20 protein-coding genes are annotated in these 20,677 nt (G+C 67.1%); 10 read left to right on the forward strand and 10 right to left on the reverse strand.

The genetic code is table 11. The annotated features are described in order from the left end of the window. The 4 genes from ABE485_RS27815 to ABE485_RS27830 all read right to left on the reverse strand — a co-directional run. The coding region (locus tag ABE485_RS27815; RefSeq protein ID WP_346518486.1) for an ABC transporter ATP-binding protein at positions 1 to 802 on the reverse strand (802 nt) is incomplete at its 3' end. 1 nt (position 803) lies between these two features. Continuing rightward, positions 804 to 2,270, reverse strand: coding sequence for an ABC transporter substrate-binding protein (locus ABE485_RS27820; RefSeq protein WP_346518487.1), 1,467 nt, complete (start codon positions 2,268 to 2,270; stop codon positions 804 to 806). 195 nt (positions 2,271 to 2,465) lie between these two features. Next, positions 2,466 to 3,884, reverse strand: a complete 1,419-nt coding sequence (locus ABE485_RS27825; protein WP_346518488.1) for an amidase — start codon at positions 3,882 to 3,884, stop codon at positions 2,466 to 2,468. Positions 3,885 to 3,946: 62 nt separating this feature from the next. Next, complete coding sequence (locus ABE485_RS27830) at positions 3,947 to 5,179, reverse strand: amino acid ABC transporter substrate-binding protein (protein WP_346518489.1); 1,233 nt, start codon at positions 5,177 to 5,179, stop codon at positions 3,947 to 3,949. Positions 5,180 to 5,339: 160 nt separating this feature from the next. Between ABE485_RS27830 and ABE485_RS27835 the strand changes: the two genes are divergently transcribed. The 5 genes from ABE485_RS27835 (at position 5,340) to ABE485_RS27855 (ending at position 9,660) form a co-directional block, all read left to right on the forward strand. Continuing rightward, the gene (locus ABE485_RS27835) at positions 5,340 to 6,224 is read left to right on the forward strand and encodes a LysR family transcriptional regulator (RefSeq protein ID WP_346518510.1); all 885 of its coding nucleotides are present in this window, start codon (positions 5,340 to 5,342) and stop codon (positions 6,222 to 6,224) included. An 89-nt stretch (positions 6,225 to 6,313) separates the two neighbouring features. Then, a complete protein-coding gene (locus tag ABE485_RS27840) occupies positions 6,314 to 7,306 on the forward strand; it encodes a branched-chain amino acid ABC transporter permease (protein WP_346518490.1) in 993 nt (330 codons plus the stop codon). Positions 7,307 to 7,315: 9 nt separating this feature from the next. Then, positions 7,316 to 8,197 carry a branched-chain amino acid ABC transporter permease gene (locus tag ABE485_RS27845; RefSeq protein ID WP_346518491.1) on the forward strand — a complete coding sequence of 294 codons (882 nt, stop codon included), beginning with the start codon at positions 7,316 to 7,318 and terminating at the stop codon, positions 8,195 to 8,197. 10 nt (positions 8,198 to 8,207) lie between these two features. After that, positions 8,208 to 8,915: an ABC transporter ATP-binding protein gene (locus ABE485_RS27850; protein WP_346518492.1), complete on the forward strand. Its 708-nt coding sequence runs from the start codon at positions 8,208 to 8,210 to the stop codon at positions 8,913 to 8,915. A gap of 1 nt (position 8,916) precedes the next feature. Next, positions 8,917 to 9,660 (forward strand): branched-chain amino acid ABC transporter ATP-binding protein, encoded by a 744-nt coding sequence (locus ABE485_RS27855; RefSeq protein WP_346518493.1) that lies wholly within the window; start codon positions 8,917 to 8,919, stop codon positions 9,658 to 9,660. Positions 9,661 to 9,705: 45 nt separating this feature from the next. Here ABE485_RS27855 and ABE485_RS27860 read toward each other — a convergent pair whose 3' ends face one another. The 6 genes from ABE485_RS27860 to ABE485_RS27885 form a co-directional block, all read right to left on the reverse strand. Beyond that, positions 9,706 to 10,668 (reverse strand): Nudix family hydrolase, encoded by a 963-nt coding sequence (locus tag ABE485_RS27860; RefSeq protein WP_346518494.1) that lies wholly within the window; start codon positions 10,666 to 10,668, stop codon positions 9,706 to 9,708. Continuing rightward, positions 10,661 to 11,527, reverse strand: coding sequence for an ATP-binding protein (locus ABE485_RS27865; protein WP_346518495.1), 867 nt, complete (start codon positions 11,525 to 11,527; stop codon positions 10,661 to 10,663). The genes ABE485_RS27860 and ABE485_RS27865 overlap by 8 nt, the downstream gene beginning before the upstream one ends. A 5-nt stretch (positions 11,528 to 11,532) precedes the next feature. After that, on the reverse strand, positions 11,533 to 12,759 hold the full coding sequence (argJ, locus tag ABE485_RS27870; RefSeq protein ID WP_346518496.1) for a bifunctional glutamate N-acetyltransferase/amino-acid acetyltransferase ArgJ: 1,227 nt from the start codon (positions 12,757 to 12,759) through the stop codon (positions 11,533 to 11,535). A gap of 195 nt (positions 12,760 to 12,954) precedes the next feature. Next, entirely contained in the window at positions 12,955 to 13,995 is a 1,041-nt protein-coding gene (locus tag ABE485_RS27875; protein WP_346518497.1) for a hypothetical protein, read from the reverse strand. Between the two features lie 50 nt (positions 13,996 to 14,045). Beyond that, entirely contained in the window at positions 14,046 to 14,540 is a 495-nt protein-coding gene (locus ABE485_RS27880; protein ID WP_346518498.1) for a MarR family winged helix-turn-helix transcriptional regulator, read from the reverse strand. Then, a complete protein-coding gene (locus tag ABE485_RS27885; RefSeq protein WP_346518499.1) occupies positions 14,533 to 15,453 on the reverse strand; it encodes an alpha/beta hydrolase in 921 nt (306 codons plus the stop codon). The genes ABE485_RS27880 and ABE485_RS27885 overlap by 8 nt, the downstream gene beginning before the upstream one ends. A 338-nt stretch (positions 15,454 to 15,791) precedes the next feature. Between ABE485_RS27885 and ABE485_RS27890 the strand changes: the two genes are divergently transcribed. The 5 genes from ABE485_RS27890 to ABE485_RS27910 all read left to right on the forward strand — a co-directional run bounded on the left by ABE485_RS27890 (position 15,792) and on the right by ABE485_RS27910 (position 20,541). Next, positions 15,792 to 16,958 (forward strand): ABC transporter substrate-binding protein, encoded by a 1,167-nt coding sequence (locus ABE485_RS27890; RefSeq protein ID WP_346518500.1) that lies wholly within the window; start codon positions 15,792 to 15,794, stop codon positions 16,956 to 16,958. Positions 16,959 to 17,154: 196 nt separating this feature from the next. After that, a complete protein-coding gene (locus ABE485_RS27895) occupies positions 17,155 to 18,075 on the forward strand; it encodes a branched-chain amino acid ABC transporter permease (RefSeq protein WP_346518501.1) in 921 nt (306 codons plus the stop codon). 2 nt (positions 18,076 to 18,077) lie between these two features. Next, positions 18,078 to 19,040, forward strand: a complete 963-nt coding sequence (locus ABE485_RS27900) for a branched-chain amino acid ABC transporter permease (protein WP_346518502.1) — start codon at positions 18,078 to 18,080, stop codon at positions 19,038 to 19,040. Then, a complete protein-coding gene (locus tag ABE485_RS27905) occupies positions 19,037 to 19,837 on the forward strand; it encodes an ABC transporter ATP-binding protein (protein WP_346518503.1) in 801 nt (266 codons plus the stop codon). Before ABE485_RS27900 ends, ABE485_RS27905 begins: the two co-directional genes overlap by 4 nt. Then, positions 19,837 to 20,541 carry an ABC transporter ATP-binding protein gene (locus ABE485_RS27910; protein ID WP_346518504.1) on the forward strand — a complete coding sequence of 235 codons (705 nt, stop codon included), beginning with the start codon at positions 19,837 to 19,839 and terminating at the stop codon, positions 20,539 to 20,541. The genes ABE485_RS27905 and ABE485_RS27910 overlap by 1 nt, the downstream gene beginning before the upstream one ends. The last annotated feature ends 136 nt before the right edge of the window (positions 20,542 to 20,677 follow it).

Here is a 20,677-nt window from a genome sequence, read left to right on the forward strand (position 1 = left end):
GCGCGGGCGGCAGCACGTAGCGGCCCGCGGTCGTCGCCAGCGCGGGCGCGCCGTCATGCGCCTCGAGCGTGCCGCGCAGGAAGTTCATGCCGGGGTTGCCGATGAAGTCGGCCACTTCCATGTTGGCGGGACGGCGGTAGATGGTGTCCGGATCGGCGAACTGCAGCAGGTTGCCGCCGGACATCACCGCGATGCGGTCGGCCAGCGTCATCGCCTCGACCTGGTCGTGCGTGACGTAGATGAAGGTGGCCTGCAGCGTGCGGTGCAGGCGCTTGAGCTCCACCCGCATATCGGTGCGCAGCTTGGCGTCCAGGCTGGACAGGGGCTCGTCGAACAGGAACAGGTCGGGGTTGCGCACGACGGCCCGGCCGATGGCCACGCGCTGGCGCTGCCCGCCCGACAGCTGGTAGGGCTTCCTGTCCAGCATGGATTCCACACGCAGCAGGCCGGCGGCCTGGTCGACCCGGGCGCGCACCTGCGCGGCCGGCATCTTCTGCATGCGCAGCGGAAAGCCGATGTTCTCGCGCACGGTCATGTGCGGGTACAGCGCGATGCTCTGGAACACCATGGCCACGTTGCGCCGGTGCGGCGGCACCTGGTCCACGCGCCGGTCGGCGATGCGGATCTCGCCGCCGGTGGGCGTGTCCAGGCCGGCGATCATGTTCAGCGTGGTGGTCTTGCCGCAGCCGGACGGGCCCAGCAGCACCACGAACTCGCCGTCCTGGATGTCCAGGTCCAGCGAGCGAACGGCCTGGAAATGGGAATAGGACTTCTGGATGCCTTGCAGGGTGACGCTGGCCATATCAGCTCCGCTTCAGGATCTTGGCGTACTTCTTGTGGAGCGCGTCCCAGCGAACGCGCAGCTCGGTCGCCACCTGGGCGGGCGTCCTGGACCCTTTGATCAGCAGGTCCTGGGCGATCATCTCGTGCATGCCGGCGTCCCATTCCTGGTACCAGGGCGCCTTCAGGATGGTCGCCGCCACCGCCTTCTGGCGGCCCTGGAACAGCCATTGATAGACCTGTTCCTGATGCGCGGGATACATCCATTTCATGATGGCCGCCTTGCTGGCCGGATCGCTGTACAGCTCCGGGAAGGGCACCTCCAGATTGGCCTTCGCGATCCAGTTCTTGTGCGTCGTGAGCTGGCCGGCCTTGTCGCGGTAGCCGAAGTGCTTGACCAGTTCCCACAGCGCCGCCTGCTCGGCGTCGCCGCGCTTGCGGGTGGACATGCACAGCAGCGCGTGGCCCACCAGCACGGTGTCGTGCGTGGCGCCCGGCACGACCGGGTTGTAGCTGGACCAGGCGGCGATCCTGCTCTTGGCGGGGTCGTTGTAGTTGAAGCTGTAGTAGTCGATGTTCAGGTGGAAGGCGTGCAGGCCCTTCATCCACGAGCTGGAGGTCTCGGTGCCCGACCAGGTCAGCACGGCGCGCTGCACCAGTTCGTCGTCCCACCAGCGCTTCCAGTCCGCCAGCACCTTGGCCAGTGGCGTATCGGGGCCGAATGTCGCGCGCAGGTCGCCGTCCACGAAGCGTTCGCCTTCGGCGAAGCACTGGGCAATGAGCGCCCAGGGCAGGCCGGTCCAGGCGTTGTACCAGGGCATCAGCATGGGATGCTCGGCCAGGCCCTTCTTCTTGATTTCACGCGCCTGCTTCTCGACCGTGGCCCAGTCCTGCGGGTAGTCGGCCGCATTGGCGGTGCCGCCAAAGCCTGCCTCGCCCAGCATCTGTTCATTGCGGAACAGGGCGAACGGCCCGCCGTTGTAATAGGTGAGTCCCAGATAGCGGCCGTCGGTCGCCTTGGCGTCTTCCACGATGCCGGGGAACATCTGCTTCTGGATGTCGGCCAGGCCGGGCATGTCGTCGATGGGCCGGATCCAGCCGGCGGCGTACCAGCGCGACGCCTGCCCGCGCTGCGCATAGAACATGTCCAGCGGCGCCTTGGCGGCAAGCTGGGTTTCCAGCACGGCGGCATAGTCGCCGGGGATGGGCGACAGGTTCACGGGCACGCCGTTGTCCCGCGAGAAATTCGCGGCGCCCTGCTGCACGATTTCACTGCCCCAGGGCCAGAACGCGAACGTCAGCGGCGAGGACGCCTGGGCCAGGGCCCGCAGGGGCCAGCCGCCGGCCGCCAGACCGGCCGCGCCGGCCAGGCCCGCGGCGCCGCGCAGCAGGAAGTCGCGCCGGGCGGGATCGGTCCGGCCGGGATCGGACTGGCCGGGATCGGTCTGGCCGGCAAGGGCATGGCCGTCGGAGAGGGAACGCTGGGGCATGCTGGACTTCCTTGTAGTGGAGACGACGACAAAGAGAGGGTGCAGCGCAGGCATGTGACTACATGGTCACATTTGGCGTTCAAGATATTGCCGGGGCCGGCGGCCAGCAAGGGGGGAGTTTCCCTAGGGGGGGCGGAAAGTGCGTGCGGCAGACGCCGGCGGCGCGTGCCGCCGGCGTTTCGCACGACGCGCGGACTACAGTCCGACCGTTTTCAGGTCGGGGCGCTGGCGGTGCCAGTCGGTCACGGCCTGGAAGGCCATGCCGATCTTGCCCAGCACGCCTTCGTCATTGGGCTTGCCCAGCAATTGCACGCCCAGCGGCAGGCCGTCGGCGGTGAAACCCGCGGGCAGGGCCAGGCCGCACGCGTTGACGTAATTGCCCGCGCGCGTGAAGGCGGCCAGCGGCGTGGCCGCTTCGTCCACCTCGTCCAGCCGGCGCGCGCCAAAGGGCGCGCTGGGGGTGAGCACCGCGTCGAAGTCGCTCATCCAGTCCAGCCAGTCCCGGCGCGCCTGCGCGTGCGCCTGCAGCGCCGCGATGTAGTCGGCGGCCGACAGGCCCTTGCCCGACAGCACGCGCGCGCGCACGTACTGGCCGATGGGCTGGGCGGGATCCTCGATGTAGCCGCGGTGGACGGCATAGGCCTCGGCCGCGATGATCTGGCCGTTGCGCTGCATCATCTCGCGGAAATCGAAGGGGAAGGGCGTCTCGGACACCTCGGCGCCCAGGCCGGCCAGCACGCGGCGCGTGTCGTCCAGCGCGGACAGCGCGTCGGCGTCCACGGCGATGGGGTGTTGAGACGGGGGCATCAGCGCAATGCGCACGCCACGCAGCGGTTGCGCGCCATCGGCGAGTTCGCGGTACTGGAAGGCAGGTATTCCCAGCGTCAGCGGATCCTGCGCGTCGGGGCCCGCCATCAGGGCGGTCAGCAGCATCGCGTCGCGCGTGTCGCGCGTCAGCGGGCCGATGGTGTCCAGCGTGGTCGACAGCGCCACCGCCCCGTGCAGGCTGATCAGCCCGCGCGTCGTCTTGAGTCCGGTAACGCCGTTCAGGGCCGCGGGTATCCGCACCGAGCCGCCCGTGTCCGAACCCAGCGCCGCGGGCGCCAGTCCGGCAGCCACGGCCACGCCGGACCCGCTGGACGAGCCGCCCGGAACGCGCTGCTGCCGCAGATCCCAGGGATTGCGCGGCGTGCCCATGACGGGGTTCGTGCCCCAGCCGCCGAATGCGAATTCGACCATGTGGGTCTTGCCCAATATCACCATGCCCGCGTCCAGCAGGCGCGCGACGGCGGTCGAGGTCACGCCGCTGCGGCGATCGCGCCAGGCCTCGGATCCGGCCGTGGTGACCTGGCCCTGGATCTCGCACAGATCCTTCACCGCCACCGGCACGCCGTCCAGCGGGCTGAGCAGGCCGTACCCGGCGCGGCGGCGCGCATCGGCGGCCTCGGCCAGGCGCAGGGCTCCGGCGCTGTCCACGCTGACATAAGCGCCCAGCGCAGGATTGGCCTGGTCGATGCGGTCCAGGAAGTGGCGCGTCAACTCCACCGAACTGTAGAGGCCCTTGGCCAGGCCGTCCGCCAGTTCGCCCAGCGTGGCAAATGCAATTTCAGACATGTTTTCCTCGGGTTGATGTGCCGGCCGCGCATGCGGCGCACGGCCGGCTGCGCTCCGTGCTGCTAGCGCTTGTTCCAGTCAGGGGTGGGGTAAACAGGTTTCGCGGTGGCGACGTCCGCCGGCCAGACGGGCACCATGCCCTTGCCGGGCAGCAGTTGCACCACCGGGAATGGCATCAGCAGTTGCTTGCCGGTGTCGTCGATGGCGTAGGGGCCGGCCATGACCGTGAGCTTGCCCGACAGGTCCAGCGACGCCTGCTTGAGCGCCGCGGCGTCCGTGGTGGCGGCCTTCTTCACGACCTCTTCCGTGATCGCGCCCGCGCCGTAGGCCAGGGCCGTCTGGAAATCGGGCGGGAACTCCGCCTTGGGGAAGCGCTGGTCGTAGGCCGACGCGAATTGCTCGCGGCTCATGCCTGCGTTCACGTTCCAGTTGATCGCCGGGTGATAGTTGGTATGGCTGTAGATGTAGTTGGCGTCCGCGCCAATGGCCTGGAACTGCGGCGTCGACGCGTACACCATGAAGACGTACGGGAAGTTGATGTCCAGCTGCTTCATCTGGCGCGTCATGCTGATCAGGTCGCCCTCATAGGACGTCGGCACCAAAGCCTCGGCGCCCGCCGCGCGCGCCTTCTGCAGGATCGTGCTGAAGTCCTTCTGGCCCTTCGGGTATTTCTCGAACATCACGACCTGCATGCCGTTCTTGGTTGCCTGTTCACGGCCGCCTTCGGCCAGGCCCGCCGGGAACGGTTCGTCGGAGTACAGCAGCGCCACCTTCTTGACGCCCTGGTTGGCGGCCAGTTCCATGTTGGCGCGCAGCATGGCGGACACCGGCATCTGGGTGCCGGACACCATGTTCTTGAAACCCTGCTTGTAGAGATCGTCGCTGGCGGCCGACCACACCATCATGTACTTGCCCAGCCGTTCGGTCACCGTGGCGGCCGCGGCCGTCAGTGTGGAGCCGAAGGGCGCAAACACCAGATCGACTTTTTCATCGACAATCAGGCGTTCGTAGACGCGGGTGACCATCTGCTTGTCGCTGCGGTCATCCAGCTTGACCAGCTCGACGGGGTACTTCTTGCCCTTGATGTCGATGCCGCCCCGGCGGTTGACATCGTCCACCCACAGCTCCACGCCGCGCACGCCGGATTGCGACGCGAGAGCGAAGCTGCCGGTGGACGAGACGGTCATGCCCACGCGGATCTTGTCCGAGTTCTGGGCGGCGCCCGTGGCGGGGGTCAGGGCGGCGATGGCCATGGCCAGCGCCGGCAAACGGAACAACCAGGATTTAACGTACATGGGATGTCTCCAATCGTTATAGATTCTGGGGCCTCTTCCTGCCGCGAAGCAGGGATCGATAACCCGGTATTGGGCAATAATTGCCCAATACGCGACACAGCGTATAACAAATAGGCATGGAGCGCACGCCTTGAATAAATTGAACTACCGTCAGACCGAAATGCTGTGGGCCATCGTCATGGCCGGATCGATCAGTGGCGCGGCCCGTCTCTTGAATATTTCGCAGCCGGCGGTCAGTCGGATGTTGGCCCAGACCGAGAAAGGCATGGCCGTGACGCTGTTCGAGCGGGTTCGCGGGCGGCTTCGTCCGACCTCGCAAGTGCAAAGCCTGTTTGAGGAAATCGAGAAAACCCAGCGCATGATGCAGCGGGTCAACGACCTTGCCGATGCGTTGTCCGAGCACGGCACGGGCGTGCTGCGCCTGGCCTCCATTCCCAGCCTGGCGCAGTTCCTGGTGCCCCGCGCCGTGGCCCGTTTCCAGCAGCGGCATCCCGAGCTGCTGCTGCGCTTGAATACCTCGGTCCTGCCCAGCCTGATCACCGACGTGCTGCAGGGCGAGGCCGAGCTGGGGCTGGTGGTGATGCAGGCCGATCATCCCTTCCTGACCTCCCAGCCTCTGCACGTAGGGCGCATGGTGGCGGCCATCCCCAAGGCCCACCCGCTGGCGGGCCGGGATTCCGTCAGCCTGGCGGATCTCTCGCCGCATCCTCATATCGTGGTCGGCACCCGCATGCCGTTCGGCATGCTGGTGCTGGGTGCTTTCGAGCAGGCCGGGTTGCCCTGCAGGGTGTGCGCCGATGTCCCGTGGAGTCAGCTTGCGTGCGCGCTGGTCAATGCCGGGGTGGGCATCGCCATCGTGGATGAATTCACGGTCATGCAAAACACCATGCCGGATGTCGTGATCGTGCCGCTGCAGGAGTGCATTCCCCTGAATATCTCGGCCGTCTATGCCAGCAACCGGGAGCCGTCGCAGATCGCCATGCGGTTCATCAAGGAGCTGCGCGAGGTGCTGGCGGAGGCATTTCCTGCCGCCGATAAGGGTTAATCCTTAACTTGCAGTTATGGTTTGAACTGTTCATAATCGCCTCCAAATAGAGCGGCCATCCACCCCGAGACGGCCCGGAGGAAGACATCATGAGCAGCAGTCCCGCCCTGGCGGCGGGCGCGGCTTCGCATCGCGCGCAGGATCTGCGCGCCGTGCGGTTGCGCACCCGCATCGCAGTGACCCTCTTTGCCGCTCTGGCGGCTGGCCTGGCCGTGATTCCCATGGCGACCTCGAACATCTCGTTCGCGTTCTACCTGATGCTGTGGATCACCATGGCCAGCGCCATGAACATCTGCGTGGGATTCACCGGCTATCTGCCGTTCGGGTACGTGGTGTTCTACGGCGTGGGCTCCTACGCCACCGGCATCTGCTACAAAATCCTGGGCTGGCCCATCCTGCCGTCGCTGCTCGCAGCCGGCGGGACGGGCGTGGCGATCGCGCTGCTGCTGGCGCCGACGTTACGCCTGCGCGGCGTCTATTTCGGGATCGTGAGCCTGGCGCTCGCCACCATCGTCAAGCTGGTCATTTCCAACCTGCCGCAGTCGTTCACCGGCGGCAGCATGGGCATCATCCTGTCCAACGCCAACAATCCCACGCACAGCTATTACGCCATGCTGATCGTCATGGGCGCGACGCTTGCCACCGTTACCTGGTTGTCCGTGTCGCGGCTGGGCCGCGCGCTCAAGGCCATTCGCGATGACGACGGCGCGGCCGCGTGCGTGGGGATCCACGTTCCCAACACCCGCCTGAAGGCCTGGCTGCTGGCCGCCCTGTTCCCGGCGCTGGCCGGCGGCATCGAGGCCTGGTACACCAACGTCGTCGACCCGGAGTACGCCTTCCACGTGCTGATCACGGCAAAGAGCATCATCTACGCCATGGCGGGCGGCTTCGGCACCATCCTCGGGCCCGTGGTCGGGACGCTGGCGCTGCTGGGCGTCGACCACCTGATCTGGCAGAAATTCCCCGTGGTGAACCTGCTGCTGCTGGGTCTCATCATCGTGTTGCTGATGTTGTTCCTGCCGCGCGGCATCGTGGGCAGCCTGATCAAACGCAAGCCGCAATTGCGCCGCTACATCGCCTGAGGAACCGCCATGACCGGACTGCTTATCCAAGGCCTGATCAACGGCCTGATCCTGGGGGCCATCTACGGCCTGATCGGCGTGGGGCTCAACGTCGTCTTCGGCGTGCTGCGCGTGGTCAATTTCGCGCATGGCGAGTTCCTGGTGCTGGGCGCCTATTTCGCCTTCTATCTGCTGGAGTACGCGGGCGTCAGTCCGCTGGTGGCGCTGCCGCTGGCGTTTGCCGCGTTCTTCCTGGCCGGCTACCTGCTGTATTTCGTGCTGATCCCCAGGCTGTCCAAGGCGGACGACCCCGAGATCAGCTCGCTGCTGCTGATGTTCGGCGTGTCGATCATGCTGGGCGCGCTGATGCTGCTGGCGTTCGATGCCGATGCCCGCTCGCTGCCTTACGAGATCGAGCCCGTCTTCCTGAAGTTCGGTCCGGTGCTGATCCCGACGGTGCGCCTCCTGGCGCTGGTCATTGCGCTGGCGATCATCGCCGCGCTGACGGTTTTCCTGTACCGCACGCAACTGGGCCGCGCGCTGCGCGCCATCATCATGAACCGCGACGCGGTTCGCATCGTGGGCATCAACGCCGAGCGGCTGTCCGCCGTGGCCTTCGGCCTGGGCGTGGGCCTGGCCGCGGCCAGCGGCGTGCTGGTCGCCATGGTGTTTCCCGCGTTCTCGCCCTTCATGGGCAACGACTACACGCTGATCGGCTTCATCGTCATCGTGCTGGGTGGGCTGGGGCATCCGGTGGGAGCCCTCGTGGGCGCGCTGCTGTTCGGCGTCACCGAGCAGGTGTCGGTGGTGTTCTTCAATCCCTCCATCGCCACCATCTGCGGTTTTGCGCTGATGGTAGCCATGATCTTCTTCCGGCCCAGCGGCCTGTTCGGCCGCCAGGCCCTGCGCTAGGGGAACGCGCATGCTGAAAGTCACGAATCTCAAGAAGCGCTTCGGCGGCCTGGTGGCGCTGCAAGGCGTGGACATGCACGTGCCGCGGGGCTCGATCCTCGGCATTATCGGCATGAACGGCTCGGGCAAGACCACGATGCTCAACTGCATCAACGGCATCTACACCCCGGACGAAGGCAGTATCGAGCTCGACGGCAAAGAGATTGGCGGGCGCCAGATCCACGAGGTGGCCCGGCTGGGCGTCGGACGCACCTTCCAGGTGCCCCGCATATTCCGCCAGCTGACGCTGCTGGACAATCTGGAGGTCGCTCAGCAGCAGACGGGCCGCGGCGCCGAAGAGCGCTACGCGCAATCCGAATACTGGCTGCACAAGGTGGAACTGCACCGCCTGCGGCACAACTATGCCGAGGAGCTCTCGGGCGGCCAGCAAAAGCTGGTGGAGCTGGCGCGGATCATGGTCGCGCGGCCCAAGGTCGTGCTGCTGGACGAACCGTTCGCGGGCGTCAACCCGGCGCTCGCGCAGCTTCTGATCTCGGTCATCCGCGAATTGCCGACCGAGCACGATTGTTCGGTGGTGCTGGTGTCGCACGACCTGACTTCCATCTATCAGCTGTCCCACCACATCATCGTCATGAACGAAGGCGCCATCCTGAGCCAGGGCAACGCCGATCACGTGCGCGCCGACCCGCGGGTGGTCGAAGCCTATCTGGGAGCCTGACATGAGCACCGCGATACTCGCGCTGGAAGACGTGACCGTCGCCTATCACGGCGACATCACCATCTTGAACCGCATCAACGTCCAGGCGCGCGAGGGCAAGGTCACCGGCGTGATCGGCCCCAACGGCGCCGGCAAGTCCACGGTGCTCAAAACCCTGTTTGGCTTCCTGCCGCCGCGCACCGGCCGCATCACCCTGCGCGGCAAGGACATCAGCGCTCAGCCCTCGCATGAGCGCGCCAACCACGGCGTGGCGTTCGTCCCGCAGCATCGCAGCCTGTTCGGCGAACTGTCCGTGCACGACAACCTGCTGCTGGGCTGCTGGCCGTTTCGCGGCGACAAGGCGCGCGTGCGCCGGCGCATCGATTCGGTCTATGACCGTTTTCCCATCCTGGCGCAGAAGCGCGATGATCCCGTTTCCAGCATGAGCGGCGGCCAGCAGCGCTTTGTGGAATTTGGCCGGGCGCTGCTCATCGAGCCTTCGGTGATCCTGCTCGACGAACCCACGGCGATGCTGGCGCCCAAGATCTCCAAGGAGATCTATGCACTGATCCGCGGCTTTGCCGACGAAGGCATGACGGTGGTGCTGGTGGACCAGAACGTGCGGCGCTGCGCCGAAGTGTCCGACTACATGTACATCCTGGAACTGGGGCGCAACAAGGCGGAAGGCTCGCGCGAGGCGTTCGCGCAAGAGGGCGGCGGCCTGCGCGAGATGGTCGCCTCGTGGATGGACTACAAGATCGACTGAAGCAGGCGGGCGGGGCGCGTCGCGCCCGCCCTGCCTGAAACGGCATCAGATGACGCCGCGTATCCCGGCAATGCCGTGCGCGCCATGGCGCAGCGCCTGCGACACCGTCTGGGTGGATTGCCCGCCCAGCGCGAACACCGGAATGCCGGCGTCGCGATTGCCCTGTACGAAGCCGTCCCAGCCTAGCGTCTGCGCGCCGGGATGGCTGGGGGTTTCCAGCACCGGGCCCAGCACCGCGAAATCCGCACCGAGGTCGCGGGCATGGACGATCTGGGCGTTGTCGTGCGCGGACACGCCCACCAGGGCGGCCTTGGGCAGTTCGGGGCGGGCTGTCAGGCGCGCCGCGTCCGCGGTGCGCAGATGCACGCCGTCGGCTTCCTTCCACCAGGCGGCGGGATGGATGCTGTTGACCAGGAGGCGCGCGCCCGCCGCACGGCAGCGCTTGTGCACCTGCTGCAGGACCTCGTGCAGCGAGCTGGCGCCGACGCCGTCCGGCCATTGCGGTTCGCGGAACTGCACCAGTTTCACGCCACGCGCCAGCGCCGCTTCCAGCCGGCCCAGGAACGGCGCGATGCCGGCGCGCGATCCGATGGAACTGATGCCGTAGGTGGTGGGCAGCTGCAGCCAGCGCAGCGGGGGCAGGGTGGCGGGCAGCAGGTCGCCCACCGAGGCCGCATTGGCCGGATCCACCCATTCCAACCGCTGGTTTTCCAGGCCTTGGGGTTCGCCTTCCCAGCCGGTGACGTGGCAGAAAGCCAGCCGGACGGTGGTGTGCGGGTAGACGTGCACGTAGGTGACCCACTGGCGCGACTGCGTGACGCGGATGCCGATCTCTTCCTGCAGCTCGCGCGCCAGCGCTTCCAACACGGTTTCGCCGGGTTCGAGCTTGCCGCCCGGCAGTTCCCACCAGCCCGACCACGGCTTGCCCTCGGGCCGCTGCCCCAGCAGCAGCTTGCCGTCGGGACGCAGGATCAGGCCGGCGGCGACGTCGACGATCTTCTCAGACATGGCGGGCCGCCCAGTCGCGCGCGAACTGATAGGCGACGCGGCCGGACCGCGAGCCGCGTTCGATCGTCCATTGCAGCGCCTCGGTGCGCGACGGCTCGATGTGCATTTCCGGGCAGCCAAGTTCGCGCAGCCAGTGGTACACGATGTCCAGGTAGTCGTCCTGCTTGAAGGGGTAGAACGACAGCCACAGCCCGAAGCGCTCGGACAAGGAGATCTTTTCCTCGACCGTTTCGCCCGGATGGATCTCGCCGTCGGGCTGGTGCTTGGCCTGCAGGTTTTCGCTCATGTATTCCGGCATCAGGTGGCGCCGGTTGGACGTGGCGTAGATCAGCACGTTGTCGCCCGAGGCCGACACCGAGCCGTCCAGCACGGACTTGAGCGCCTTGTAGCCGGCCTCGCCTTCCTCGAACGACAGGTCGTCGCAGAACACGATGAAGCGTTCCGGCCGCGATGCGACCAGCTCGACGATGTCGGCCAGGTCGCCCAGGTCGGACTTGTCGACTTCGATCAGGCGCAGTCCGCGGTCGCCGTAGGCGGCCAGCATGGCCTTGACCAGCGAGCTCTTGCCGGTGCCGCGGGCGCCGGTCATGAGCACGTTGTTGGCGGGCTTGTTTTCCAGGAACTGCAGCGTGTTGCGGTCGATGGTGGCCTTCTGGCGCTCGATGTGCTGCAGGTCCTGCAGGTCGATGCGCGCCACGTGGCGCACGGCGTCCAGCCAGCCGCGCGCGCCGCGCTTGCGCCAGCGGAACGCGTGGGCGGTCCAGTCGATCTCGGGCGTGGCGGGCGGCAGGAAGGCTTCCAGCTGCGCCAGCACGCGCTCGGCGCGCTGGATGAGGGTGGTGAACTCGGTGGCCGTCATGTCGATCAGGAGCGGTAGTCGGCGTTGATCGACACGTATTCGTGCGAGAAGTCGCAGGTGTAGACGGTGTCGCTCACCTGGCCGCGGCCCAGCGCGATGCGCACCGAGATCTCGGCCTGCTTCATCACGCGCTGGCCGTCGGCCTCCTGGTAGGCGGGGTTGCGGCCGCCGTCCTTGGCCACCAGCACGTCGTCGAGCCACAGGCGAATGTTGGACACGTCCAGGTCGTCGATGCCGGCGTAGCCGACGGCGGCCAGGATGCGGCCCAGGTTGGGGTCCGACGCGAAGAAGGCGGTCTTGACCAGCGGCGAATGCGCCACGGCGTAGGCGACCTTCAGGGCTTCGTCGGTGGTGCCGGCTTCCTCGACGCGGATGGTCATGAACTTGGTGGCGCCTTCGGCGTCGCGCACGATCTTGGTCGCCAGGTCCAGCGCGGCGGCGGTCAGGGCCTCGCGCACGGCCGCGTAGGCGGCGTCGGATTCGCTGTTGACGTTGACGCCGGACTTGCCGGTGGCGGCGATGATGAAGGAGTCATTGGTGGAGGTGTCGCCGTCCACCGTGATGCGGTTGAACGAGGCGTCGGCGATTTCCACGGCCAGCTTGCGCAGCAGCGGCTGGGCGATGCCGGCGTCGGTGGCCAGGAAGCTCAGCATGGTGGCCATGTTGGGGCGGATCATGCCGGCGCCCTTGCTGATGCCGGTGAACGTGACCGTCTTGCCGTCGATCTGCACCTTGGCCGACGAGATCTTCGGCAGGGTGTCGGTGGTCATGATGCCGTGGGCGGCGCTGGACCAGTGGTCGGCCGCCAGGTTGGCGATGGCGCCCGGCAGGCCCGCGACCAGGCGGTCCAGGGGCAGCGGTTCCAGGATGACGCCGGTGGAGAACGGCAGGATCTGCGCGGCCGGCACGCCCAGCAGCTTGCCCAGCGCCTCGCAGGTGTCCTTGGCTTTCTTCAGGCCTTCTTCGCCGGTGCCGGCGTTGGCGTTGCCCGTGTTGATGACCAGCGCGCTGATCGGGCCGCCGGCGGCCAGGTGGGCCTGGCAGACCTGCACGGGCGCGGCGCAGAAGCGGTTGCGCGTGAACACGCCCGCCACGCTGGTGCCTTCGGCCAGCCGGAACACCGTCAGGTCACGTCGGTTGGCTTTGCGGATGCCGGCCTCGGTGACGCCGATTTCTACGCCGGCAACAGGAAAAATTTCGGACTCGGAGGGGATCTGCAGATTAACGGCCATGACTTCGTCTCTTGGTGTGAGCGGGACGGAACCGCCGCCAGGCAAGGCGGCGCGCGGGAAAGCTTCGTATTATCCCACCGCTTGTGTCTGACACCCAAGAGATGCCGCGACAAGCCCCAGTCCATCTCACGCGGGTGTCAGGCGCCTGACGGAGGCACCGGGGCATCCCATTCACGCTCCCGGCAATCCTGACGGTCAGGGCCCGATGCGCATCGCGGCCACGTCCAGCACGCCGGCTTCGCGGTTGCCGAGCACGCTGCGCACGGTGCCGTCGGGCGCCTGCAGCACCGATTTGCCTGCCGGCACGTCGTCGCCGCCCGCCCGGCGCGCCGCGCGCCCGCGCGACGGCGAAAACAGCAGGTCCCCGGGCTGGGCGCCCTGCAGGCGAGGGGGGGCGGACAGGACGCGGGTGCCGGGGGGATAGGTCATGTCGCCCAGCGCGGTGTCGCGCGCGACCAGGCCCTCGAAGCCGAGCATGCGGCGCTGGCCGTCCAGCTGCATGTCGACTTTCAGCAGGGGGATCTTTGCAACGGTCAGGGCGTCGCTGCCTTCCGTGCGCAGCAGCCAGCGGGGGGCGGCGCTGGCCGGGTCCAGGGGCGTGCCGCGGGCGGCCTGCTCGACCTTGAGCCAGGCGCCCGCCGGCACCGGCTGCTGGTCCAGCGTATTGCCGATGGCCAGGTGGCAGCTCGCGAAATGGGGGTGGCCGCCCTGCACCACGAATTCGACCCGGTGGCCGTGCGCGCAGAGCCAGCCTTCAAGCGCCTGGTCGCGGGCGATTTCGGCGGACAGGGTCTCGGCCTGCCGGCTGGACGCCGGATAGCGGAACAGGCGCGTGGCCACCATGCCCTGGATGGGGGCGGGGTGGGCCTCCGGAAAGACGGCCTTGTCGAACGACCCAAGCTCGCCGGGCGTGGCCAGGCTGAGCACGGTGCCGGCGGGCATCTCCACGCCCGCCAGCTTGGTGGGCTGGGCCAGCACCGTCTTGCGGCTGTCGTCGGCCTGGGCCTGGCGGTGGGCCGAGAACCACAGGCTGAACTGCTGAATGGGAAAAATGGCGCCGATGACGGCCAGGAAGGCCATGAGCAGGGTGCCGCGGCGACGGTGGTCGCCCAGCCACTGGCGGGCGCCGCGGGACGTGGCCAGCACGGCCAGCCAGGTCAGCAGCGTAGAGAGGCAGGCCAGCGAGGCCGCCATCAGCACGTAGAAATTACCGCCAGGAAGGGAAACCGGAATCATGGCGGCAATTATGCGCCAATCCGGGCGCCGGTTTCAGCGCCCCGGCGGGGTCAGTCCCGGGCGGATTCCGACCGGGTGGCCACGACCTGCAGCTTGAGCTCGCCCAGCGCCTGGAACAGGGCATTGCGGCTGGCCTCGGGCAGGTCTTCGAACATGGACTTGACCCAGGATTCATGGGCGCGCGCCATGCGCGCAAAGCTCTTCTTGCCCAGCGGCGTCAGCTTGATCAGCGAACTGCGACGGTCGGACTCGACCTTGGTGCGCACCACCAGGCCTTCTTTTTCCAGCTGGTCCGTGATGCCCGTGATGTTGCCGTTGGTCACCATCATGTGCCGCGAGAGCTCGCCCATCTTCATGCCCTTGGGCGCGCGCTGCAATTGCGCCATCAGGTCGAAGCGGGGCAGGGTGGTGTCGAACTCGTTGCGCAGGCGGCTGCGGATTTCGCCTTCGATGAGATTGGCGCAGGTCAGCATGCGCAGCCACAGGCGCAGCGCGTGATGGTCGTCGGGCGCGGCGCGGGATTCCAGGTCGGGGGAGTCAGTCATGGCGGGGAAGGTTACCGGGAATGCGTGAGGGAGCGGGCGCCAGACCCATCTGATCGAAGATGGCTTGGGTCAGCGGGCTGCGCGGATCATTGAGCGTCAGGACGATATCGTAGTGATTTGTGCCGGGCATCGGGACATACCGGCCGGGAAAGCCGCGTTCGCGCCAGGCGGCCAGGTAGTCGTCGCTCTGGCGCTTGAATTCGTCGGTTTCCGATTCGCCGTAGCTGACCACCAGCGGGCAGCCGGTTTGCGGCAGGTGCAGCGCGGGGCTGTTGCGGATGGCGTCGGCCTCGCTCATGCGCATCCATTCGTTGATGTGGGTGTGGACCAGCGGACGCAGGTCGAACAGGCCGGACAGCGGCGCCGCGCCGCGCACCACGCCGGGCGGGACGTCATAGCTGGCATGCCAGCCTCCGGCCAGCAGCGCGCCGACCAGGTGCCCGCCCGCGGAGCTGCCGCAGATATGGATGCGCGCGGGATCGCCGCCGTATTCGGCGATGTGGCGGTGCACCCAGGCCAGCGCGCGCCGGTTCTGGTCCACGATGCGGTCCAGCGTGACGGCGGGCGCCAGCGAATAGTTCACCGACACGACCACCGCGCCCGCCTGCGTGAACGCGGGCGCCATGCTGCTGGATTCGTTCTTGGACAGGAGGCGCCAGTAGCCGCCGTGGATGAACACGAAGACGGGGGCGCCGGGCTTGCCGGACGCGGCACCGGCGGCTGGAAATATGTCCAGCAGTTCGTCGGGATGCTTGCCGAAAGGCACGTCCAGCGCGCAGTCCAGCGTGCGCCGCGCGGTGGCGCTGTCTTCGGCGTATTTCTTGAGTATCGGCTGGATGTCGGGTACTGTCGCGCGAGCGTTGTACTGGACGTCCAGTCCGGCGCGGTCGTAGTTGCGGTAGAGGGTAACCATGGCGGCGGATTCGTTGTGTAGGCTCAGGGACTGGGCTTGCCGGCGAAGGCTTGCAAGATAACGCTTGCGGACAAGAATTGTCGGACTAAAGCCCGTTAGTAATAACCCTTTGGTAAAAACCCTAGACTTGTTTTGCCGAATACTTTAAACCTAAACTATGAACCACGCCAGTTCTCCCTTTGCAGCATGACGGGATCGCGGCGTTGCAGGCAATATTCCTTGCCGGCACCGGCCTGACGGCGGCGCAATGGCGCCGGCTGGCCGGGCATAGAAGTCTTTCGAATCGCACCTTCAAAAAGAACACCCTCTGCGCGGGCTCGCGCACGGAGCACACCACCATGCGTTTGATCACTTCCCTTCTGGCTGCCGCCGCCCTGGTTCCGGCCCTGGCCCATGCCGACACCATCAAGGTCGGCATCGCCAACGATATCTCCGGTCCGTTCTCGGCGCTTGGCGCCGAAGCCCGCGACGGCTTCAACCTGGCCATCAAGCAGTTGGGCAACAAGCTCGGCGGCCAGCCCGCGGAATTCGTGCAAACCGACATGGGCGGCAACCCGGACCAGGCCCGCCAACTGGTTACGCGCTACATCCAGCGCGACAAGGTGGACTTCTTCACCGGCCCCATCGGCTCGAACGTCGCGCTGGCCGTCGGCCCGGCGCTGTTTGCCGCGAAGGTGCCGTACCTGTCGAACAACCCCGGCCCCAGCCAGTTCGCCGGCGCCCAGTGCAACAACTACTGGTTCGGCACGTCCTACCAGAACGACGCCTTCCACGAAGCGGCGGGCAAGGTCGCCGCGGACCGCGGCTTCAAGAAAATGTTCATCATGGCCCCGGACTATCCGGCCGGCAAGGATGCGCTCACGGGCTTCAAGCGCGGCTACAAGACCGCGCCCGGCGACGAGGTCTACACCAAGCTCGGCCAGATCGACTACGCCGCCGAGATCGCGCAGATCCGCGCCGCCAAGCCCGACGCCGTCTACATCTTCCTGCCGGGCGGCATGGGCATCAACTTCGTCAAGCAGTTCGTGTCCGCCGGCCTGTCGCAAAGCGTCAAGCTGATCGGCCCGGGCTTCTCGGCCGACGAAGACGTGATCCAGGCCGTGGGCGACCCCATGCTGGGCATGTACAACACGGCGCAATGGGCGCATGACCTGGACGTGCCGCAAAACAAGGCCTTCGTCGACGCGTTCCGCAAGGAATACAACGGCCGCTATCCGTCGGTCTACGCCGCCCAGGCGTACGACGTGATCATGGCCATGGACGCCGCCGTCAAGCAGGCCGGCGGCAAGGCATCCGACCGCGAAGCCATCGTGAAGGCGCTGGAAAAGGCCGACTACCCGTCGGTGCGCGGCAGCTTCACCTACGGCAAGAACCACTACCCGATCCAGGCCTACTACCTGCGCGTCGTCGAAAAAGACGGCAGCGGCCGCGTCACCAACAAGCTGGTGGGCAAGGTGTTCGACAAGTACCAGGACGTCTACGTCGGCGACTGCAAAATGATGTGACCCCCCCGAAGCGCTGCGCGCTTCCCCCCAGGGGGCGTCGCAGCGGACCGGCAAAGCCGGCTCCGCGCGACCCCGCTTGGGGGCGGACGGGTCATGATTCGAGCGCTGCGATGTTCGTTGCGGGATGCAGGTTGGATAGCTTTGGTGAATTGATCGCGGGGGCCGTTCGGCGACGCGCGGCAAGGGGGAAGTTTTCATGACGTTTACGCTGATCGTCGAGCAATTGCTGAACGGTCTGCAGTTTGGGTTGATGTTGTTTCTGATCGCGGCCGGGCTCACCCTGGTGTTCGGCATCATGGACATCATGAATCTGGCTCACGGCTCGCTCTACATGGCTGGCGCCTATGTCGCCGCCGAAACCATGCAACGCACGGGGTCGTTCACCGCCGCCGTCCTGGTGGCTGCGGTCGCCACCGGCCTGGTCGGCATTGCGCTGGAACTCACCCTGATCCGCCGCCTGGCGCTGCGGGACCACCTGGCGCAGGTGCTGGGCACCTACGCGGTCATCCTCATCGCCAATGACCTGGTCAAGATGATCTGGGGCCCCGCGCCGGTCATGCTCAATATGCCCGCGATGTTGTCCGGGCCCGTCCGCCTTCTGCCGGACCTGCTGTATCCCGCCTATCGCCTGATGATCATCGTGTTCGGCGTGGCTGCCGCCGTCGGCCTGTACTGGTTCGTCACGCGCACCCGGGCCGGCGTGCTGGTGCGCGCCGGCGCGTCCAACCGCCAGATGGCCACCCTGATGGGGGTGCGCGTGCCGCTGCTGTTCCTGGGCGTGTTCGTGCTGGGCGCCATGCTGGCGGCCGTGGCCGGCGCGCTGCTGGGGCCGATCACCTCGGTGCAGGTGGGCATGGGCGAGGAAATCCTGATCCTGGTGCTGGTGTGCATCGTCATCGGAGGCATCGGCTCGATCCGGGGCGCCTTCGTCGGCGCCTTGCTGGTGGGCATGGTCGACACGGCGGGGCGGGCCTTCCTGCCGATGCTGCTGCGCCAGGTCTTTTCCCCGGCAGTGGCCTCCAGCGTCGGTCCGACGCTCGCCGCCATCGCCATTTACGTATTGATGGCGGCTGTGCTGGTGTTCCGGCCCTCCGGCCTGTTTCCGGCGCGGGGCTGACCATGAAGACCAAACTCTGGACCGTGGTCCTCCTGGCCGCGCTGGCGGTGTTCCCGCTGGTGGCGCCGATGCTGGGCCTGGACTTCTACATTTCGTTCGTGCGGCGCGTGCTGATCTACGCGCTGGCCGCCACCAGCCTGAACCTGATCCTGGGCTACGGCGGCATGGTGGCGCTGGGGCACGCGGCGTTCTTCGGCGCGGGCGCCTACGCGGTGGGCATCCTGGCGATGTCGGGGATCACCTCCGCCGTGATCGTATGGCCCGCGGCGATGCTGCTGGCGGCCGTGCTGGCCTGCATCACCGGCGCGATCTCCCTGCGCACCCGCGGCGTTTACTTCATCATGATCACGCTGGCGTTCGCGCAGATGCTGTTCTACATCTTCATTTCGCTGCGCCAGTACGGCGGCGAAGACGGGCTGAACCTGCCCGGCTACTCCAGCCTGCCCGGCATCGACCTGGCCAATGACGTCAGCTTCTATTACCTGGTGCTGGCGCTGTTCGCGCTGCTGATGTGGGCCTTTGGCCGCGTGGTGGCCTCGCGCTTCGGCACGGCGCTGCAGGGCATCCGCGAAAACGAGTCGCGCATGGAATCCATGGGCTACCCGGTCTACCGCATCAAGCTCATGGCCTTCACCCTGAGCGGGGCGGCGGCGGGGCTGGCCGGCGCGCTGCTGGCCAACCACAACCTGTTCATCTCGCCCAGCCTGATGCACTGGACCCAGTCCGCCAACCTGCTGATCATGGTGCTGGTGGGCGGGATCGGGCTGCGCTACGGCGGCGTGGCCGGCGCCGTGGTGATGCTCACGCTCGAGGAAGTGCTGCGCCTGTGGACCGAATACTGGCACCTGCCCCTGGGCGTGCTGCTGCTGTGCGTGGTGTTTGGCGCGCCGCGCGGCCTGGTCGGGCTGTTCGGCCCGCTGTTCAGCGGACGCGCCGCGCCGCAATCCGGCAAGGTGGGCTCATGAGCAACGCGATGAATGCATCCTCGAACGCCGCCGCGGGCGGCGCTGCGCCCGCCCTGCAGGCGCGCGGGCTGGTTCGGCGTTTCGGCGCGCTGGTGGCCACGGACAATGTGTCGCTGTCGCTGCAGCCCGGCGAGATCCACGCCCTGATCGGCCCCAACGGCGCGGGCAAGTCCACGCTGATCCATCTGCTGTCCGGCACGCTGGCCGCCGATGCCGGCGCGCTGGCGGTGGACGGCCGCGACGTCACCGCCATGAACGCGCACCAGCGCGTGGCGGCGGGGCTGTCGCGGTCATACCAGATCACCAACATTTTCAAGCAGTCCAGCGTGCTGGATAACCTGGTCCTGGCCGTGCAGGCCCATGCCGGCAGCAGCTTCCGGTTCTGGAAGCCGCGGGCGGCCGAATCCGCGCTCTACGAGCAGGCGCGCGAACTGGCCCGCGAATGCGCCATCGACGCCAGCCTGCTGGAACGTCCGGCCGGCACCCTGCCGCACGGCGAGCAACGCAAGGTGGAATTCGCCCTGGCGCTGGCTGCCCGGCCCAAGGTGCTGCTGCTGGACGAGCCCATGGCGGGCATGGGGCCCGACGAAACCGTCCGGCTCACCGAACTGATCGAATCCATGCGGGGACGCGCCGCCATGCTGCTGGTTGAACACGACATGCAGGCGGTGTTCCGTCTTGCCGACCGCCTTTCGGTGCTGGTGTACGGCCGCGTGATCGCGTCGGGCACCCCGGACGAGATCCGCGCCAATCCGGAAGTGCGGCAAGCCTACCTGGGCGACGAGGAGACCGCGTGATGCTGACCATCGAATCGGCCAAGAGCGGCTACGGCGCCAGCCAGGTGCTGTTCGGCGTGGACCTGGAGATCGGCGCGGGCCAGGTCGTGACCCTGCTGGGACGTAACGGCATGGGCAAGACCACGCTGCTGCGCACCCTGTTCGGCCAGTTGCCGCTGCGCGGCGGCAAGATCCGCTTCGCGGGGCAGGACATCAGCGGCTGGAGCCCGGACCGCATCGCGCGGGTCGGCATGGCCATCGTCCCGGAAGGGCGGCAGTGCTTTCCCAACCTGACCGTCCGGGAACACCTGACCGCCTTCGTGGCGGCGCGCAACCCGGACATTGGCGCGCCCTGGACGCCCGAGCGCGTGTTCGAGCTCTTCCCCCGGCTGGCGGAGCGGGCGCGCAACATGGGCAACCAGCTTTCGGGCGGCGAGCAGCAGATGCTCGCGATCGGCCGCGCGCTGGTGACCAACCCGCGCCTGCTGATCCTGGACGAAGCCACCGAAGGCCTGGCCCCGAAAATCCGCGAAGAAATCTGGAATTGCCTGGCGCGCCTGCGCGAGGCGGGGCAGACCATCCTGGTCATCGACAAATATGTCGAAAGGTTGCTGAGCCTGGCCGACCGCCACGTCATCCTCGAGCGCGGCAAAGTGGTCTGGACCGGCGACTCGCCCGCGCTGGACGCCGACCGGGCCCTCTGGGAACGCTATCTGGGCGTGTAGCAATAAAGCTGCAACGGGCGTGGCCGAGTGGTAACAATTTCTGATATAAACCGCAATAAATCAAGATTTGTATTGCTACGATGAAACTTAAGGTGTCCATAACGCATCCAGACGTTTGCACCTGTATCAATTCACC

Source organism: Achromobacter spanius, assembly GCF_039673305.1.
Classification (GTDB): domain Bacteria; phylum Pseudomonadota; class Gammaproteobacteria; order Burkholderiales; family Burkholderiaceae_B; genus Achromobacter; species Achromobacter spanius_F.

What these genes read in the sequence shown, in the direction of transcription:
- ABE485_RS27850 (WP_346518492.1), top strand. Translation starts at nt 8,208, where the DNA reads ATGCTGAAAGTCACGAATCTCAAGAAGCGCTTCGGCGGCCTGGTGGCG.
- ABE485_RS27880 (WP_346518498.1), bottom strand. Translation starts at nt 14,540, where the DNA reads ATGACTGACTCCCCCGACCTGGAATCCCGCGCCGCGCCCGACGACCAT.
- ABE485_RS27885 (WP_346518499.1), bottom strand. Translation starts at nt 15,453, where the DNA reads ATGGTTACCCTCTACCGCAACTACGACCGCGCCGGACTGGACGTCCAG.
- ABE485_RS27860 (WP_346518494.1), bottom strand. Translation starts at nt 10,668, where the DNA reads ATGTCTGAGAAGATCGTCGACGTCGCCGCCGGCCTGATCCTGCGTCCC.
- ABE485_RS27905 (WP_346518503.1), top strand. Translation starts at nt 19,037, where the DNA reads ATGAGCAACGCGATGAATGCATCCTCGAACGCCGCCGCGGGCGGCGCT.
- ABE485_RS27820 (WP_346518487.1), bottom strand. Translation starts at nt 2,270, where the DNA reads ATGCCCCAGCGTTCCCTCTCCGACGGCCATGCCCTTGCCGGCCAGACC.
- ABE485_RS27840 (WP_346518490.1), top strand. Translation starts at nt 6,314, where the DNA reads ATGAGCAGCAGTCCCGCCCTGGCGGCGGGCGCGGCTTCGCATCGCGCG.
- ABE485_RS27845 (WP_346518491.1), top strand. Translation starts at nt 7,316, where the DNA reads ATGACCGGACTGCTTATCCAAGGCCTGATCAACGGCCTGATCCTGGGG.
- ABE485_RS27875 (WP_346518497.1), bottom strand. Translation starts at nt 13,995, where the DNA reads ATGATTCCGGTTTCCCTTCCTGGCGGTAATTTCTACGTGCTGATGGCG.
- ABE485_RS27895 (WP_346518501.1), top strand. Translation starts at nt 17,155, where the DNA reads ATGACGTTTACGCTGATCGTCGAGCAATTGCTGAACGGTCTGCAGTTT.
- ABE485_RS27910 (WP_346518504.1), top strand. Translation starts at nt 19,837, where the DNA reads ATGCTGACCATCGAATCGGCCAAGAGCGGCTACGGCGCCAGCCAGGTG.
- ABE485_RS27900 (WP_346518502.1), top strand. Translation starts at nt 18,078, where the DNA reads ATGAAGACCAAACTCTGGACCGTGGTCCTCCTGGCCGCGCTGGCGGTG.
- ABE485_RS27865 (WP_346518495.1), bottom strand. Translation starts at nt 11,527, where the DNA reads ATGACGGCCACCGAGTTCACCACCCTCATCCAGCGCGCCGAGCGCGTG.
- ABE485_RS27835 (WP_346518510.1), top strand. Translation starts at nt 5,340, where the DNA reads ATGCTGTGGGCCATCGTCATGGCCGGATCGATCAGTGGCGCGGCCCGT.
- ABE485_RS27830 (WP_346518489.1), bottom strand. Translation starts at nt 5,179, where the DNA reads ATGTACGTTAAATCCTGGTTGTTCCGTTTGCCGGCGCTGGCCATGGCC.
- argJ (WP_346518496.1), bottom strand. Translation starts at nt 12,759, where the DNA reads ATGGCCGTTAATCTGCAGATCCCCTCCGAGTCCGAAATTTTTCCTGTT.
- ABE485_RS27890 (WP_346518500.1), top strand. Translation starts at nt 15,792, where the DNA reads ATGCGTTTGATCACTTCCCTTCTGGCTGCCGCCGCCCTGGTTCCGGCC.
- ABE485_RS27855 (WP_346518493.1), top strand. Translation starts at nt 8,917, where the DNA reads ATGAGCACCGCGATACTCGCGCTGGAAGACGTGACCGTCGCCTATCAC.
- ABE485_RS27825 (WP_346518488.1), bottom strand. Translation starts at nt 3,884, where the DNA reads ATGTCTGAAATTGCATTTGCCACGCTGGGCGAACTGGCGGACGGCCTG.